Genomic DNA, 13,781 nt, shown 5'->3' with positions numbered 1-13,781 from the left:
CTCTCAACAAAAGTGGTTGTTAATTAATCGAATGCGATCAGGAGATGTAACAATTCAATACAGAAATCATCATCAGTAACTTCTTAACGGGCAGTGAGAAATCGGAAGTAAAGAAACTTAAAGAAATAATAAATCAGAGCATCTTCGTAAATTAAGGATTTATCTGAGGAGTTAAATAGCACTATTTCGATTAAGGCGAAATGTTGAAAAGGAAAAAGGCAGCGGGCGCTGCCTTAATTGCGTTTATTTATACCCGGCTTAATATGCCGCGTCGATAGAGATTACGTCGAATACGGCTTAACCCCGGCTTCGGCTTGCGCGGCTCATCAAGGCTTGCCAGCACGATCTCGAGCACCCGCTCGGCAACGTCACGGTGACGCTGCGCCACGGCCAGCACCGGACACTGCAGGAAATCGAGCAGTTCATGATCGCCAAAGGTGGCTATCGACAGATTGGAAGGCAGCTTGCCGTCGCGGCGCAGCGTCACATCCAGCACGCCCTGCAGCAGCGCGAAAGAGGTGATAAACATCGCTTCCGGCATCTCGTTGGTTTCCAGCCACTTTTCAAATAACTGGGCGGCGGCGTCGCGCTCATAGCCATTGGCGTAGAGATACTTCACCTCGCGGGGATCGTCTTTCCAGGCTGTACGGAAACCCTGCTCGCGCAGGAAGCTCACCGAGAGCTCCGGCAGCGCGCCTAAATAGAGCACGCGCTCCGCCGGCATTTTACGCAGCTCCGCCGCCAGCATCTCTGAATCCTCCTGATCGGCCCCGACCACGCTGGTGAAGTGCTCACGATCCAGCGCGCGATCGAGCGCGACAATCGGGAAGGCGTCATTCGCCCAGCGCTGATAGAAGGGGTGCTCCGGCGGAAGCGAGGTCGAGACGATGATCGCATCCACCTGCCGTTGCAGCAGATGTTCGATGCAACGCATCTCGTTATCAGGCTGATCTTCAGAACAGGCGATCAGCAGCTGGTAGCCGCGCTGGCGCGCCTGGCGCTCCAGATAATTAGCAATACGGGTATAGCTTGTGTTTTCCAGATCGGGAATGACCAGTCCGATCGATCGGGTGCGTCCTGCTCGTAACCCAGCTGCCACCGCGTTCGGGTGGTAGTTATGCTCACGAACGACCGCCATAACTTTCTCTACGGTTTTATCGCTGACACGATACTGCTTCGCCTTTCCGTTAATGACGTAGCTTGCCGTGGTTCGTGAGACGCCGGCGAGCCGGGCGATTTCATCCAGTTTCACAATTGCCCCTTAAAATGATGCGCACCATAACCTTTTTAGGGATATAGGTTAATTTCCATAACATCTAAGCGCAGAAAGGTAACTGCGGCAACCGCTTTTCTCTCTGCTTCCGGCTGATTTCGCAAAAAAAAGCCCGGCATAATCAGCCGGGCTTAAAAATGTGGAACCTTGCTCGCATTAGCGCATGATTTTATCGCCGCGTGATAAACCGACCACGCCGGAGCGCGCTACTTCAACAATCTTCGCTACATCACGAATTGTGGCGAGGAACGCATCCAGCTTGTCGCTGGTGCCGGCGAGCTGAACCGTGTAAATCGACGGCGTGACGTCAATGATCTGCCCGCGGAAGATCTCCGCGTTGCGTTTAACCTCTTCACGGCCATAGCCGCTGGCCTGGATCTTCACCAGCATGATCTCACGCTCAACATAGGCCCCCTGCCCCAGCTCGTTTACGCGCAGCACGTCCACCAGTTTGTGCAACTGCTTCTCGATCTGTTCAAGGACCTTTTGATCGCCCACGGTCTGGATGGTCATCCGCGACAGGGTGGGATCGTCCGTTGGCGCGACCGTCAGGCTCTCAATGTTGTAGCCGCGCTGTGAGAAGAGGCCAATGACGCGCGATAACGCGCCCGATTCGTTTTCCAGTAAGACAGACAATATCCGGCGCATAATCAGGTTCTCTCCGTTTTGCTTAACCACATCTCATCCATGCCGCCGCCGCGGATCTGCATCGGATAAACGTGTTCACTTCCGTCAACGGTCACATCGACAAAGACCAGACGATTGTTTTTCACCTGCTCCAGCGCCTCGGCGAGCTTCGCCTCCAGCTCTTCCGGACGGGTAATGCGGATACCAACATGACCATACGCTTCGGCGAGACGGGCAAAATCTGGTAAAGACTCCATATAGGATTGCGAGTGGCGCCCGGAGTAGATCATATCCTGCCACTGCTTCACCATCCCGAGGTAGCGGTTGTTAAGGTTGAGAACCAGCACCGGCAGCTCATATTGCAGCGCAGTCGAAAGCTCCTGGATATTCATCTGGATACTGCCGTCGCCGGTGACGCAAATTACCGTCTCGTCCGGCAGTGCCATTTTTACGCCCAGCGCGGCAGGTAAGCCGAAGCCCATCGTGCCGAGGCCGCCGGAGTTGATCCAGCGGCGCGGTTTATCAAAGCGGTAATAGAGCGCGGCAAACATCTGGTGCTGACCAACATCGGAGGTAACGTAAGCGTCGCCCTTAGTCAGACGCCAGGCCGCCTCAATCACCGCCTGCGGTTTAATGCTTTCGCTTTGCGTGTCATATTTCAGGCACTGGCGCGCGCGCCACTGCTCAATGCGCAACCACCAGTCGCGGATCTCATCGTGCGGCTGCGAGGCGCGCTCCTGTTCAAGCAACTCCAGCATCTGCTCCAGCACCTGGCGCGCATCGCCAACAATCGGCACATCCGCCTGCACGGTTTTAGAGATAGAGGTGGGATCGATATCGATATGCAGCACCGTCGCGTCGGGGCAGTACTTCAGCAAATTATTGGTGGTGCGATCGTCAAAACGCACGCCGACGGCAAAGATCACGTCGGCATGATGCATCGTCATATTCGCTTCATAGGTCCCGTGCATACCGAGCATACCGAGCGACTGACGATGGGAAGCCGGGAAGACGCCCAGCCCCATTAATGAAGAGACCACCGGTGCATTCAGCGTTTCAGCCAGCTGGCGCAACGGGGCGTCGCAGGCAGAAGTAATCGCCCCACCGCCGACATAGAAGACCGGCTTTTTGGCGGCAACCAGGGTTTGCAGCGCGCGTTTGATCTGCCCTTTGTGCCCCTGCGTGGTCGGGTTATAGGAGCGCATGCTGACCGACTCCGGCCAGAGATAGGGCAGCTTGTTCGCGGGGTTCATAATATCTTTCGGCAGATCCACTACCACCGGCCCCGGGCGTCCGCTGGCAGCGAGCCAGAACGCCTTTTTTAATACGCCGGGAATATCTTCAGCCTGCTTCACCAGAAAGCTGTGTTTCACCACCGGGCGGGAGATGCCCACCATGTCGCACTCCTGGAAGGCGTCGTAACCAATCAGCGAGGTCGCTACCTGACCGGAGAGCACCACCAGCGGGATGGAGTCCATATAAGCTGTCGCGATACCGGTGATGGCGTTTGTCGCGCCGGGGCCGGAAGTCACCAGCACCACCCCCACTTCACCTGTCGCACGTGCCAGCCCGTCTGCCATGTGAATGGCCGCCTGCTCATGGCGCACCAGCACATGCTCGATGCCACCGACGGTATGCAGGGCGTCGTAGATATCAAGTACCGCGCCTCCGGGGTAGCCGAATACCTTCTTTACGCCTTGATCGATGAGCGATCGTACGACCATCTCGGCTCCAGACAACATCTCCATGCTTTGCCTCCAGGCTTACGTTTGTCGACTGACGGCAGAACTCATTTCCGCACTGTCGCTCTGTTCAGAACAGGACATCCTGCTTTCTGATTATGAATGGCAGTTACCATAACCGCTCAAAATCTGGCAGGCAATCCGACCTCAGGCGAGGAAAAGCCCCGCTAAAAGCAGAAACAGGAGGTCTTAAATAAAGAGCTGGTGAAAACGTCTGTAATAAGCCGCGACGATGACCATTGATCGCTGTGATAAGGGAATGTTCAGTAATTCATGCATTTTTAACATCGTGCAGAGATTCGCTGGCGGGATAAATCAGAATAAAATAGTGGTTATATAGATAAAGGCAGAATAAACCGGAATTCAGCTGCCCGGTTTATTCCGCACGGCGCTTAGTGGCTACAGACCGACACCAACAGCTCCTCCATCCACTGATGCCCCTTATCCCGACCGGCGGATTCGTGCCATGAGAGGCAGCAGGTACGGCTATTGAGCGTAAGCGGCAACGGCAGCGTATGCAGCGCCAGCCCGCTGGCAAAGCGCTCCACCAGCCAGCGCGGCGCAATAGCAACCAGATGGGTTTGAGAGACAACGTTTAATACGCTGGGCAGCGCCATTCCTTGATAGGCAATGCGGTTGCGCTTTTCGACCGTGTCGTACCAGGGCTGGCTAAAAGAGGCGTAGCGCTCCAGCGAAACAACGGCATGCTGCTCGTTAAACAGGCTGTTTTCCGTCGTCAGGTCAGCGATGCGCGGATGTTGTTGGCTCACCGCCAGCACCATTTCATCTTTAAACAGCGGGACGCAGGAAAACTCCGGACGACGAAATTCTTCATAGCCGATCACAAACTCTATTTCCTGATAGCGCAACTGATGTTCGGTACTGTGATTTAGATCAGATTTGAATATCAGTTTTATATTTGGTGCGACGGCTTTCACATTATTGTAAATAACCGAAGTCAAGAAATTATCGAGTGGACTGCATACGCAAAGATTAAAAATCCGCTCGCTGCTTTGTGGATCAAAACCGGAGCCAGGCAGTTCATTTTGCACCAACTGAAGTGCCTGTCTTATCGCGCCAAAAAGCTGATACGAACGTGCGGTAGGTTGAATACCTCGACCATAACGAACAAAAAGTTCGTCGTTAAACATCACCTTAAGACGCGCAACGGCATTACTGACGGCGGGTTGAGACATACCCAACGCATGGGCTGCACGCGTAATGTTTTGTTCCTGCATAACGGCATCAAAAACGGTCAGCAAATTGAGATCAACCGAACGTAATTGTGGCTTCTCGCCGTCATTAACCTTTTGATTATAAATACTTTCCCCGGGAAAATTGCAATCCGTCGTCATGATAAACTCCCTTGACTTGTGTAATAATAATATTCAGGAAGATGATTTATCACGCATATAGCATTATTAGAAGCGCAGTGTGAAAATTTAGGAATATATAAAGCTTACATTTAATTTCCTGGATGAAATTAAAAAAAGCATTACTCAGCCCTGTAATATAAATTAATTTTTAATATTTTCACTTCCATAGCTGTTTTGTAACGATAATCATAAGTCGATTGCCCTACCCACCATTTTCTTTAACATCTTGCCGAAAAGGATTATTAATTCCCCGAACCTTCCCTTCGCTTTTTCTTACGAAAAGTCTTATCAGCACAACAAGCAAGAATGTCGCGATCACGCTAATTAGACAGCAGATTAAACTAAAACAGTGCGCGGAGATTTGCGCTTCCACATCGCCAGATTTCGCCGGGGGGTTGACATCAAAGTGCGTATCCAGTACCACTAAAAGCATATCGGTTTTCACGGGAGCAAGATTCATGATTCGTCACGTTCGTTTCGCTGGTCTACTACTACTAAACGCATCAACTGTGCGCGGTAGACCGGTGGACGACACTCAGAACTGAATCGTCTTCCTGTTAAGACTAAGAACCCGCGCCTTGGCGCGGGTTTTTTTATGCTCGTAGCGAGGCGGCCAAAGCGAACAAGGATCTAAACCATGAGCCAGCAGCAAGTCGTAATTTTCGATACCACCTTACGTGACGGTGAACAGGCATTGCAGGCAAGCCTGAGTGTGAAAGAGAAGCTGCAGATCGCCCTGGCGCTGGAGCGTATGGGTGTTGATGTGATGGAAGTCGGTTTTCCGGTCTCGTCACCGGGCGATTTTGAGTCCGTACAGACCATCGCCCGCCAGGTAAAAAACAGCCGTGTCTGCGCCCTGGCACGCTGCGTTGAGAAAGATATTGATGTCGCCGCAGAGTCGCTGAAAGTGGCTGAAGCGTTCCGCATTCACACCTTTATCGCCACCTCGCCAATGCATATCGCCACCAAGCTGCGCAGCACGCTGGATGAGGTGATTGAGCGCGCCATCTATATGGTGAAACGTGCGCGTAACTATACCGATGATGTGGAGTTTTCCTGTGAAGATGCCGGGCGTACGCCGATTGAGGATCTGGCGCGCGTCGTCGAAGCGGCAATCAATGCCGGGGCGAAAACCATCAATATCCCGGATACCGTGGGCTACACCATGCCCTTCGAGTTCGCCAATATCATCACCGGCCTGTATGACCGCGTTCCAAACATTGATAAAGCCATTATTTCTGTCCACACCCATGATGACTTAGGCCTGGCGGTCGGTAATTCGATTGCCGCCGTGCATGCCGGCGCGCGCCAGGTAGAAGGCGCGATGAACGGCATCGGCGAACGTGCCGGTAACTGTTCACTGGAAGAGGTGATCATGGCGATTAAAGTGCGCAAAGACATTATGAATGTGCACACCCGCATCAATCATCAGGAGATCTGGCGCACCAGCCAGACCGTGGCTCAGATCTGCAATATGCCGATCCCGGCCAACAAAGCGATCGTCGGCACCGGCGCCTTCGCTCACTCCTCCGGCATCCATCAGGATGGCGTGCTGAAAAACCGCGAAAACTACGAAATCATGACGCCAGAGTCGATCGGCCTGAACCAGGTGCAGCTGAACCTGACTTCACGCTCCGGTCGCGCAGCGGTCAAACATCGTATGGAAGAGATGGGCTATCAGGAGAGCGACTACAACCTGGATAACCTGTACGACGCCTTCCTGAAGCTGGCGGATAAAAAGGGTCAGGTCTTTGATTACGATCTGGAAGCGCTGGCCTTTATCAACAAACAGCAGGAAGAGCCGGAGCATTTCCGCCTGGAGTACTTCAATGTGCAGTCCGGCTCCAACGATATCGCCACCGCCTCGGTGAAACTGGCCTGCGGCGAGGAGATCAAAGCCGAAGCCGCCAATGGCAACGGGCCGGTCGATGCCGTCTACCAGGCGATTAACCGCGTCACCGAATATGACATCGAGCTGGTGAAATACAGCCTGACGGCGAAAGGCCACGGTAAAGATGCGCTGGGCCAGGTTGATATCGTCGTCAATTACAACAACCGCCGCTTCCACGGCATCGGCCTGGCAACAGATATCGTTGAGTCCTCCGTCAAAGCGATGGTCAACGTGCTGAACACCATCTGGCGCGCCGCCGAAGTGGAAAAAGAGTTGCAACGTAAAGCGCAGAACAAAGAAAACAACAAGGAAACCGTGTGATGTCGAAGAGTTACCATATTGCCGTGCTGCCGGGCGACGGCATTGGCCCGGAAGTGATGGCGCAAGCCCTGAAAGTACTGGAAGCCGTGCGTAGCCGTTTCGCGATGCGTATTACCACCAGCCATTACGACGTTGGCGGTATCGCCATTGACCGTCATGGCAATCCGCTGCCGCAGGCGACGGTCGAAGGTTGCGAGCAGGCCGATGCAATTCTGTTTGGCTCCGTCGGCGGCCCGAAATGGGAAAACCTGCCGCCAGCGCAGCAGCCGGAGCGCGGCGCGCTGCTGCCGCTGCGTAAACACTTCAAGCTGTTCAGCAACCTGCGCCCTGCCAAACTCTATGCGGGCCTGGAAGCCTTCTGCCCGCTGCGCGAAGATATCGCCGCCAACGGTTTCGATATACTGTGCGTACGAGAACTGACCGGCGGCATCTACTTCGGTCAACCTAAAGGGCGCGAAGGCAGCGGCCAGCATGAGAAAGCTTACGACACCGAAATTTATCACCGCTTTGAGATCGAGCGCATTGCGCGTATCGCTTTCGAGTCGGCGCGCAAACGCGGCAAAAAAGTCCACTCCATTGATAAAGCCAACGTGCTGCAAACTTCGCTGCTGTGGCGTGAAATCGTCAATGAGATCGCGGGCGAATACCCGGACATTGAGCTGGCGCATATGTATATCGATAACGCCACCATGCAGCTGATTAAAGATCCCTCCCAGTTCGACGTGCTGCTCTGCTCCAACTTGTTCGGCGATATCCTCTCCGACGAGTGCGCGATGATCACCGGCTCAATGGGCATGCTGCCCTCTGCCAGCCTGAATGAGCAGGGCTTTGGCCTGTATGAACCGGCGGGCGGCTCCGCGCCGGATATCGCGGGCAAAAATATTGCCAACCCGATCGCGCAGATCCTGTCGCTGGCGCTGCTGCTGCGCTACAGCCTGAATGCAGACGAGGCGGCAACGGCGATTGAACAGGCCATTAACCGGGCTTTAGAAGAGGGCGTGCGCACCGGCGATTTAGCGCGTGGCGCGTCCGCAGTCAGTACCGATGAGATGGGCGATATCATCGCTCGTTATGTCGCAGAAGGGGTGTAATCATGGCTAAGAGTTTGTACGAAAAGTTATTTGACGCCCATGTGGTCTATGAAGCGCCGAACGAGACCCCGCTGCTCTATATCGACCGCCATCTGGTGCATGAAGTGACCTCGCCGCAGGCGTTTGATGGCCTGCGCGCGCACAATCGCCCGGTGCGTCAGCCGGGCAAAACCTTCGCCACGATGGATCACAACGTCTCGACGCAGACCAAAGATATCAACGCCTCCGGTGAGATGGCGCGTATTCAGATGCAGGAGCTGATTAAGAACTGCAACGAATTTGGCGTCGAGCTGTATGACCTGAACCACCCCTATCAGGGCATCGTGCACGTGATGGGTCCGGAACAGGGCATCACCCTGCCGGGGATGACCATCGTCTGCGGCGACTCCCACACCGCCACGCACGGCGCGTTTGGCGCGCTGGCGTTCGGTATCGGCACCTCAGAGGTGGAACATGTGCTGGCGACGCAGACCCTGAAGCAGGGGCGCGCCAAAACCATGAAGATTGAAGTTAACGGCACCGCTGCGCCGGGCATCACCGCCAAAGATATCGTGCTGGCGATTATCGGCAAAACCGGCAGCGCTGGCGGCACCGGTCACGTGGTGGAGTTCTGCGGCGACGCGATCCGCGCGCTCAGCATGGAAGGCCGCATGACGCTGTGCAATATGGCGATTGAGATGGGTGCGAAAGCGGGCCTGGTCGCGCCGGATGAGACCACCTTTAACTACGTGCAGGGTCGCCTGCATGCGCCGAAGGGCAAAGATTTCGACGAAGCGGTCGCTTACTGGAAGACGCTGCATACCGATGAGGGTGCCCACTTTGACCGTGTTGTCACCCTGCAGGCAGAAGATATCGCCCCGCAGGTCACCTGGGGCACTAACCCAGGGCAGGTGATCTCGGTCACCGAGATCATCCCCGATCCGGCCTCCTTCGCCGATCCGGTCGAGCGTGCCTCGGCGGAAAAAGCGCTGGCCTATATGGGACTGAAACCGGGCGTACCGCTGACCGACGTGGCGATCGACAAAGTCTTTATCGGCTCCTGCACCAACTCGCGCATTGAAGATTTACGCGCAGCCGCGGCAATTGCCAAAGGGCGTAAAGTGGCACCGGGCGTGCAGGCGCTGGTGGTTCCTGGCTCCGGCCCAGTGAAAGCGCAGGCGGAAGCGGAAGGGCTGGATAAGATCTTTATCGAAGCCGGTTTTGAGTGGCGTCTGCCGGGCTGCTCGATGTGCCTGGCGATGAACAATGACCGCCTGAACCCGGGCGAGCGCTGTGCCTCTACCAGCAACCGTAACTTTGAAGGCCGTCAGGGCCGCGGCGGACGCACCCATCTGGTCAGCCCGGCCATGGCCGCCGCTGCGGCAGTAACCGGTCGTTTCGCTGATATTCGTCATTTGCAGGCTTAAGGAGATCACCATGGCAGAGAAATTTACCCAACATACCGGGCTGGTGGTTCCGCTGGATGCCGCTAACGTCGATACCGACGCCATTATCCCGAAGCAATTTTTGCAGAAGGTGACGCGCACCGGTTTTGGCGCGCATCTGTTTAACGACTGGCGTTTCCTCGACGATAAAGGCGAACAGCCTAATCCGGAGTTCGTGCTCAACTTTCCTGAGTACAAAGGGGCGTCGATTTTGCTGGCGCGGGAGAACTTTGGCTGTGGCTCCTCGCGCGAGCATGCGCCGTGGGCGCTGACGGATTACGGCTTCAAAGTGGTGATTGCGCCGAGCTTTGCCGACATCTTCTATGGCAACAGCTTCAACAATCAGCTGCTGCCGGTAACGCTGAGCGACGAAGAGGTGGATGAGCTCTTTGCGCTGGTGCAGAGCAATCCGGGCATTACCTTTGAGGTGGATCTGCAGGCGCAGGTGGTAAATGCAGGTGGGAAGTCCTACAGCTTTACGCTCGATGCCTTCCGCCGCCACTGCATGCTGAACGGTCTGGACAGCATTGGCCTGACGCTGCAACACGACGACGCCATTGCTGCTTACGAAGAGAAACAACCCGCGTTTATGGGGTGATAGCCTGACGCTGATTGCCGGAGGGTTATCCGGCAGTCGGCATCGTGCGGGTTTGCTTGCCGGATGGCGGCGTTGCCTTATCCGGCAGTCGGCATCGTGCGGGTTTGTTTGCCGGATGGCGGCGTTGCCTTATCCGGCCTACGGGTAACGATGCAAGTGTGAAGAGTAGGCCGGATAAGCGTTAGCGCCATCCGGCAATTCAACCGCCGCACCGCGCCTTACACATCCTTCACCCGGCTGGTGAGCAGTAGCGTCACGACCGACAGCCCGGCAATTCCCAAATACACCGAGCCGTGACCAAAATATTGCGCCAGCGCGCCCTGAATCACGCCTGCCAGAATCACGCCGGTGGAGATGCTGTTGGTAAACAGTGTCGTCGCTGAACCTGCCCTGCCCGGCATCAAATCCTGGAACCACAGCATACCGATCCCGGCGACAATACCGATAAACACCGCGTTGAAAAATTGCAACAACAGCAGCGCCGTCTGGCTATGGAAAAAGAGCAGGCCGATATAGAACAGCACGCCAGCGGCGACGGCGATCAGCATCATCAACCGCTTACCGAAACGCTTCACGAAATAACCCGCGAGGATCATCGCCGGGATCTCAAGGCCTGCGGCAGTACCCATCAAAATGCCCGCCAGCTTGTCCGGCAGCCCCAGATCAAGGCTGATCCACAGCGGCATATCAATGATGTACATGGTGTTGCAGGTCCACATCAGCGTCGAGGCGATAAACAGCATGCGCACATTGCTGTCGCGCCAGCCGCTCACCTGCGTGACGGCCACATCAGCGGGCTGCTCAACCCGCGGCACCGACGGCAGCCAGAAGGCGATCAGCACCAGGCTGACAATAAACAGCCCGGCGGCGATAGAGAACATGGCGACAAAGCCATAATTGAGCGCCAGCATAAACGCCAGCGGCGGCCCGATAACCCACGCCAGCGAGAGCTGCGCGCGCATAATCGAACTGAACATCACCACTTCCCGCGCCGAGCTGTCGGCGTACTCACGCGCCAGCGCGAAGAGCTGCGGCATCGCGGTGCTGGCAAGCGAAGCCAGCAGCACGCCGCAGGTGATTAAGGTCAGATAGTGACGGTTAAACGCAAACAGCAGCGCGTTACCCACCGCCATCAGGCAGCAAAAGAGGATCAGCTTGCGCCGATCGCCCTGGCTGTCGGATCGTTTTGCCAGCGCAAGGCTGACAAGGATCCCGGCAATGGCGTTGACGGTATAGAACAGCCCGATCCAGAAGGGCTCTGCGCCCACTTCGCGGCTGAGGAACAGGCTCAGCGTCGGCGCCTGTACCGCACCGGCGACGCCCATCATAAAGGCGACGATCATAAACGCGATGTAGACGCCATTCATGCGGCGTCCCATCGTCATCAACCAGAGCATGGCATTTCCTTGTTGAAAGCGGAAAACAGCGACGCAAGCTTAAACGAAAAAAGCCAGCAAAAACATTTTGCTGGCGGGTGCATTCGCACTTAATACTCAGTCACACATGATTCGGGCGAGTCAGTTTTTCCACACGCGTCGTCATTCCCCACTCCGCTATGCGCCTCCTCGCTTTCATCGCAGAGAAGTATCGGCTTAATATAGGGATAAATAAATTGCTGAGTTTTTGCCGGGAGTTCCTCTTTTATGTCCTCTGGTCGCCTGCAACAACAGTTCATCCGTCTGTGGCAATGCTGCGATGGAAAATCTCAGGAAACCACGCTCAACGAGCTGGCGGAGCTGCTTAACTGCTCCCGCCGCCATATGCGCACCCTGCTCAACACCATGCAGACGCGCGGCTGGCTCACATGGGAAGCAGAAGCCGGGCGCGGTAAACGCTCGCGCCTCACCTTTCTCTACACCGGCCTGGCGTTGCAACAGCAGCGGGCGGAAGATCTGCTTGAGCAGGATCGAATCGACCAGCTGGTGCATCTGGTGGGCGATAAAGCCGCCGTGCGCCAGATGCTGGTGTCGCATCTGGGCCGCAGTTTTCGCCAGGGGCGGCATATCCTGCGCGTGCTCTACTACCGCCCGCTGCGCAATCTGCTGCCCGGCTCGCCGCTGCGCCGCTCCGAAACCCATATGGCGCGGCAAATCTTCAGCACCCTGACGCGGATAAATGAGGAAAACGGGGAACTGGAAGCCGATATTGCTCACCACTGGAAAGCGATCTCTCCCCTGCACTGGCGCTTCTACTTACGCCCCGGCATCCACTTTCACCACGGCCGCGAGCTGGAGATGGCGGATGTTATCGCCTCCTTACAGCGCGCCAGCGCCCTGCCGCTCTACTCCCATATCCGCGATATCGTTTCGCCGACGCCGTGGACCCTCGACATTCACCTCTGGCAGCCCGACAGCTGGCTGCCGTGGCTGATGGGCCACGTGCCGGCGATGATCCTGCCGCAGGAGTGGGAGACGCTGGCGAACTTTGCCAGCCAGCCAATTGGCACCGGCCCTTACGCGGTGATGCGCAATACCCGCAACCAGCTAAAGATCCACGCCTTTGAGGATTACTTCGGCTTTCGCGCGCTGATTGATGAAGTGAATGTCTGGGTGCTGCCGGATGTCGGGGATGAGACCACCTGCGGCCTGACGCTCGAAGGGCCAACCGAGGGCGAAAAAGCGGTGGAGAGCCGTCTCGAAGAGGGCTGCTACTATCTGCTGTTTGACGCACGCTCCAGCCGCGGCGCGAACCCGGCGGTGCGCGAGTGGGTAAGCCGGATCCTTTCGCCGACCAATCTGCTGTGGCACGCCAGCGAACAGAATCAGCGCTACTGGTTTCCCGCCTATGGATTGCTGCCGCGCTGGCACCATGCGCGCCCCGGCAGCGGTGAAAAGCCCGCCGGGCTGGAGACGCTGACGCTCACCTTCTACCGCGAGCACAACGAGCACCAGGCGATCGCCCACACCATGAGCACACTGCTGGCAGAACATGGCGTTAAGTTACTGATTCAGGAGGTCGATTACGATGAGTGGCATCGCGGCGAAATAGAGAGCGATATCTGGCTTAACAGCGCCAACTTCACGCTGCCGCTCGACTTCTCGGTCTTTGCCAACCTCTATGAGGTGCCGTTGCTGCAACACTGCATCCCGCGCGACTGGCAGGCGGACGCCGCGCGCTGGCGCGCCGGGGAGATGAACCTGGCGATGTGGTCACAGCAGTTGCTGGCGAGTAAAGCGATTGTGCCGCTGATCCACCACTGGCTTCGCATTCAGGGGCAGCGCACCATGCGCGGGCTGCGCATGAATACTCTCGGCTGGTTTGACTTTAAATCGGCCTGGTTTGCGCCGCCGGATCCGTAATGCTTTCAGATTGTTTACCAAATCATTACAATAGCGCCGTTCTCAACGGGGTGCTGCGCTTCACGCGCGTGCTGAGAAAATACCCGTCGAACCTGATCCGGATAACGCCGGCGAAGGGATTTGAGGCTCTCTCAAAATC

The 13,781-nt window shown here is 56.2% G+C and carries 11 protein-coding genes and 1 riboswitch; of the genes, 6 read left to right on the top strand and 5 right to left on the bottom strand.

Annotated elements, in window-relative coordinates:
• Positions 1-247 precede the first annotated feature (247 nt).
• The 4 genes from cra to leuO form a co-directional block, all read right to left on the bottom strand.
• Positions 248-1,252: a catabolite repressor/activator gene (gene cra / locus IAE50_RS06665; RefSeq protein ID WP_042718373.1), complete on the bottom strand. Its 1,005-nt coding sequence runs from the start codon at positions 1,250-1,252 to the stop codon at positions 248-250.
• A gap of 177 nt (positions 1,253-1,429) precedes the next feature.
• Positions 1,430-1,921 carry an acetolactate synthase small subunit gene (gene ilvN / locus IAE50_RS06660; RefSeq protein WP_007373137.1) on the bottom strand — a complete coding sequence of 164 codons (492 nt, stop codon included), beginning with the start codon at positions 1,919-1,921 and terminating at the stop codon, positions 1,430-1,432.
• A gap of 2 nt (positions 1,922-1,923) precedes the next feature.
• The gene (gene ilvI, locus IAE50_RS06655; RefSeq protein WP_200579880.1) at positions 1,924-3,648 is read right to left on the bottom strand and encodes an acetolactate synthase 3 large subunit; all 1,725 of its coding nucleotides are present in this window, start codon (positions 3,646-3,648) and stop codon (positions 1,924-1,926) included.
• A gap of 386 nt (positions 3,649-4,034) precedes the next feature.
• Entirely contained in the window at positions 4,035-4,997 is a 963-nt protein-coding gene (gene leuO / locus IAE50_RS06650) for a transcriptional regulator LeuO (RefSeq protein WP_200134236.1), read from the bottom strand.
• Between the two features lie 479 nt (positions 4,998-5,476).
• Between leuO and leuL the strand changes: the two genes are divergently transcribed.
• The 5 genes from leuL to leuD all read left to right on the top strand — a co-directional run bounded on the left by leuL (position 5,477) and on the right by leuD (position 10,343).
• Complete coding sequence (leuL, locus tag IAE50_RS26720; protein WP_128484107.1) at positions 5,477-5,563, top strand: leu operon leader peptide; 87 nt, start codon at positions 5,477-5,479, stop codon at positions 5,561-5,563.
• Positions 5,564-5,655: 92 nt separating this feature from the next.
• Entirely contained in the window at positions 5,656-7,230 is a 1,575-nt protein-coding gene (leuA, locus tag IAE50_RS06640; protein ID WP_023480193.1) for a 2-isopropylmalate synthase, read from the top strand.
• Positions 7,230-8,321, top strand: coding sequence for a 3-isopropylmalate dehydrogenase (gene leuB / locus IAE50_RS06635; RefSeq protein WP_023480275.1), 1,092 nt, complete (start codon positions 7,230-7,232; stop codon positions 8,319-8,321). The genes leuA and leuB overlap by 1 nt, the downstream gene beginning before the upstream one ends.
• A gap of 2 nt (positions 8,322-8,323) precedes the next feature.
• Complete coding sequence (gene leuC / locus IAE50_RS06630) at positions 8,324-9,727, top strand: 3-isopropylmalate dehydratase large subunit (RefSeq protein WP_042718365.1); 1,404 nt, start codon at positions 8,324-8,326, stop codon at positions 9,725-9,727.
• Between the two features lie 10 nt (positions 9,728-9,737).
• The gene (gene leuD / locus IAE50_RS06625) at positions 9,738-10,343 is read left to right on the top strand and encodes a 3-isopropylmalate dehydratase small subunit (protein ID WP_200579878.1); all 606 of its coding nucleotides are present in this window, start codon (positions 9,738-9,740) and stop codon (positions 10,341-10,343) included.
• 218 nt (positions 10,344-10,561) lie between these two features.
• On the opposite strand, the gene IAE50_RS06620 is transcribed toward leuD, so the two are convergent.
• Positions 10,562-11,740 (bottom strand): sugar efflux transporter, encoded by a 1,179-nt coding sequence (locus IAE50_RS06620; RefSeq protein ID WP_200579877.1) that lies wholly within the window; start codon positions 11,738-11,740, stop codon positions 10,562-10,564.
• Between the two features lie 246 nt (positions 11,741-11,986).
• On the opposite strand from IAE50_RS06620, the gene sgrR reads away from it, so the two are divergent.
• The gene (sgrR, locus tag IAE50_RS06615) at positions 11,987-13,642 is read left to right on the top strand and encodes an HTH-type transcriptional regulator SgrR (RefSeq protein ID WP_200579876.1); all 1,656 of its coding nucleotides are present in this window, start codon (positions 11,987-11,989) and stop codon (positions 13,640-13,642) included.
• Positions 13,643-13,678: 36 nt separating this feature from the next.
• A riboswitch (TPP riboswitch) is annotated at positions 13,679-13,779 on the top strand.
• Positions 13,780-13,781: the final 2 nt, after the last annotated feature.

The organism is Kosakonia sp. S42, assembly GCF_016624785.1.
In the GTDB taxonomy this organism is placed as follows: domain Bacteria; phylum Pseudomonadota; class Gammaproteobacteria; order Enterobacterales; family Enterobacteriaceae; genus Kosakonia; species Kosakonia cowanii.
This window is presented reverse-complemented; position numbering and strand designations above follow the sequence as displayed.

What these genes read in the sequence shown, in the direction of transcription:
- ilvN (WP_007373137.1), bottom strand. Translation starts at nt 1,921, where the DNA reads ATGCGCCGGATATTGTCTGTCTTACTGGAAAACGAATCGGGCGCGTTA.
- ilvI (WP_200579880.1), bottom strand. Translation starts at nt 3,648, where the DNA reads ATGGAGATGTTGTCTGGAGCCGAGATGGTCGTACGATCGCTCATCGAT.
- leuO (WP_200134236.1), bottom strand. Translation starts at nt 4,997, where the DNA reads ATGACGACGGATTGCAATTTTCCCGGGGAAAGTATTTATAATCAAAAG.
- leuL (WP_128484107.1), top strand. Translation starts at nt 5,477, where the DNA reads ATGATTCGTCACGTTCGTTTCGCTGGTCTACTACTACTAAACGCATCA.
- leuA (WP_023480193.1), top strand. Translation starts at nt 5,656, where the DNA reads ATGAGCCAGCAGCAAGTCGTAATTTTCGATACCACCTTACGTGACGGT.
- leuB (WP_023480275.1), top strand. Translation starts at nt 7,230, where the DNA reads ATGTCGAAGAGTTACCATATTGCCGTGCTGCCGGGCGACGGCATTGGC.
- leuC (WP_042718365.1), top strand. Translation starts at nt 8,324, where the DNA reads ATGGCTAAGAGTTTGTACGAAAAGTTATTTGACGCCCATGTGGTCTAT.
- leuD (WP_200579878.1), top strand. Translation starts at nt 9,738, where the DNA reads ATGGCAGAGAAATTTACCCAACATACCGGGCTGGTGGTTCCGCTGGAT.
- IAE50_RS06620 (WP_200579877.1), bottom strand. Translation starts at nt 11,740, where the DNA reads ATGCTCTGGTTGATGACGATGGGACGCCGCATGAATGGCGTCTACATC.
- sgrR (WP_200579876.1), top strand. Translation starts at nt 11,987, where the DNA reads ATGTCCTCTGGTCGCCTGCAACAACAGTTCATCCGTCTGTGGCAATGC.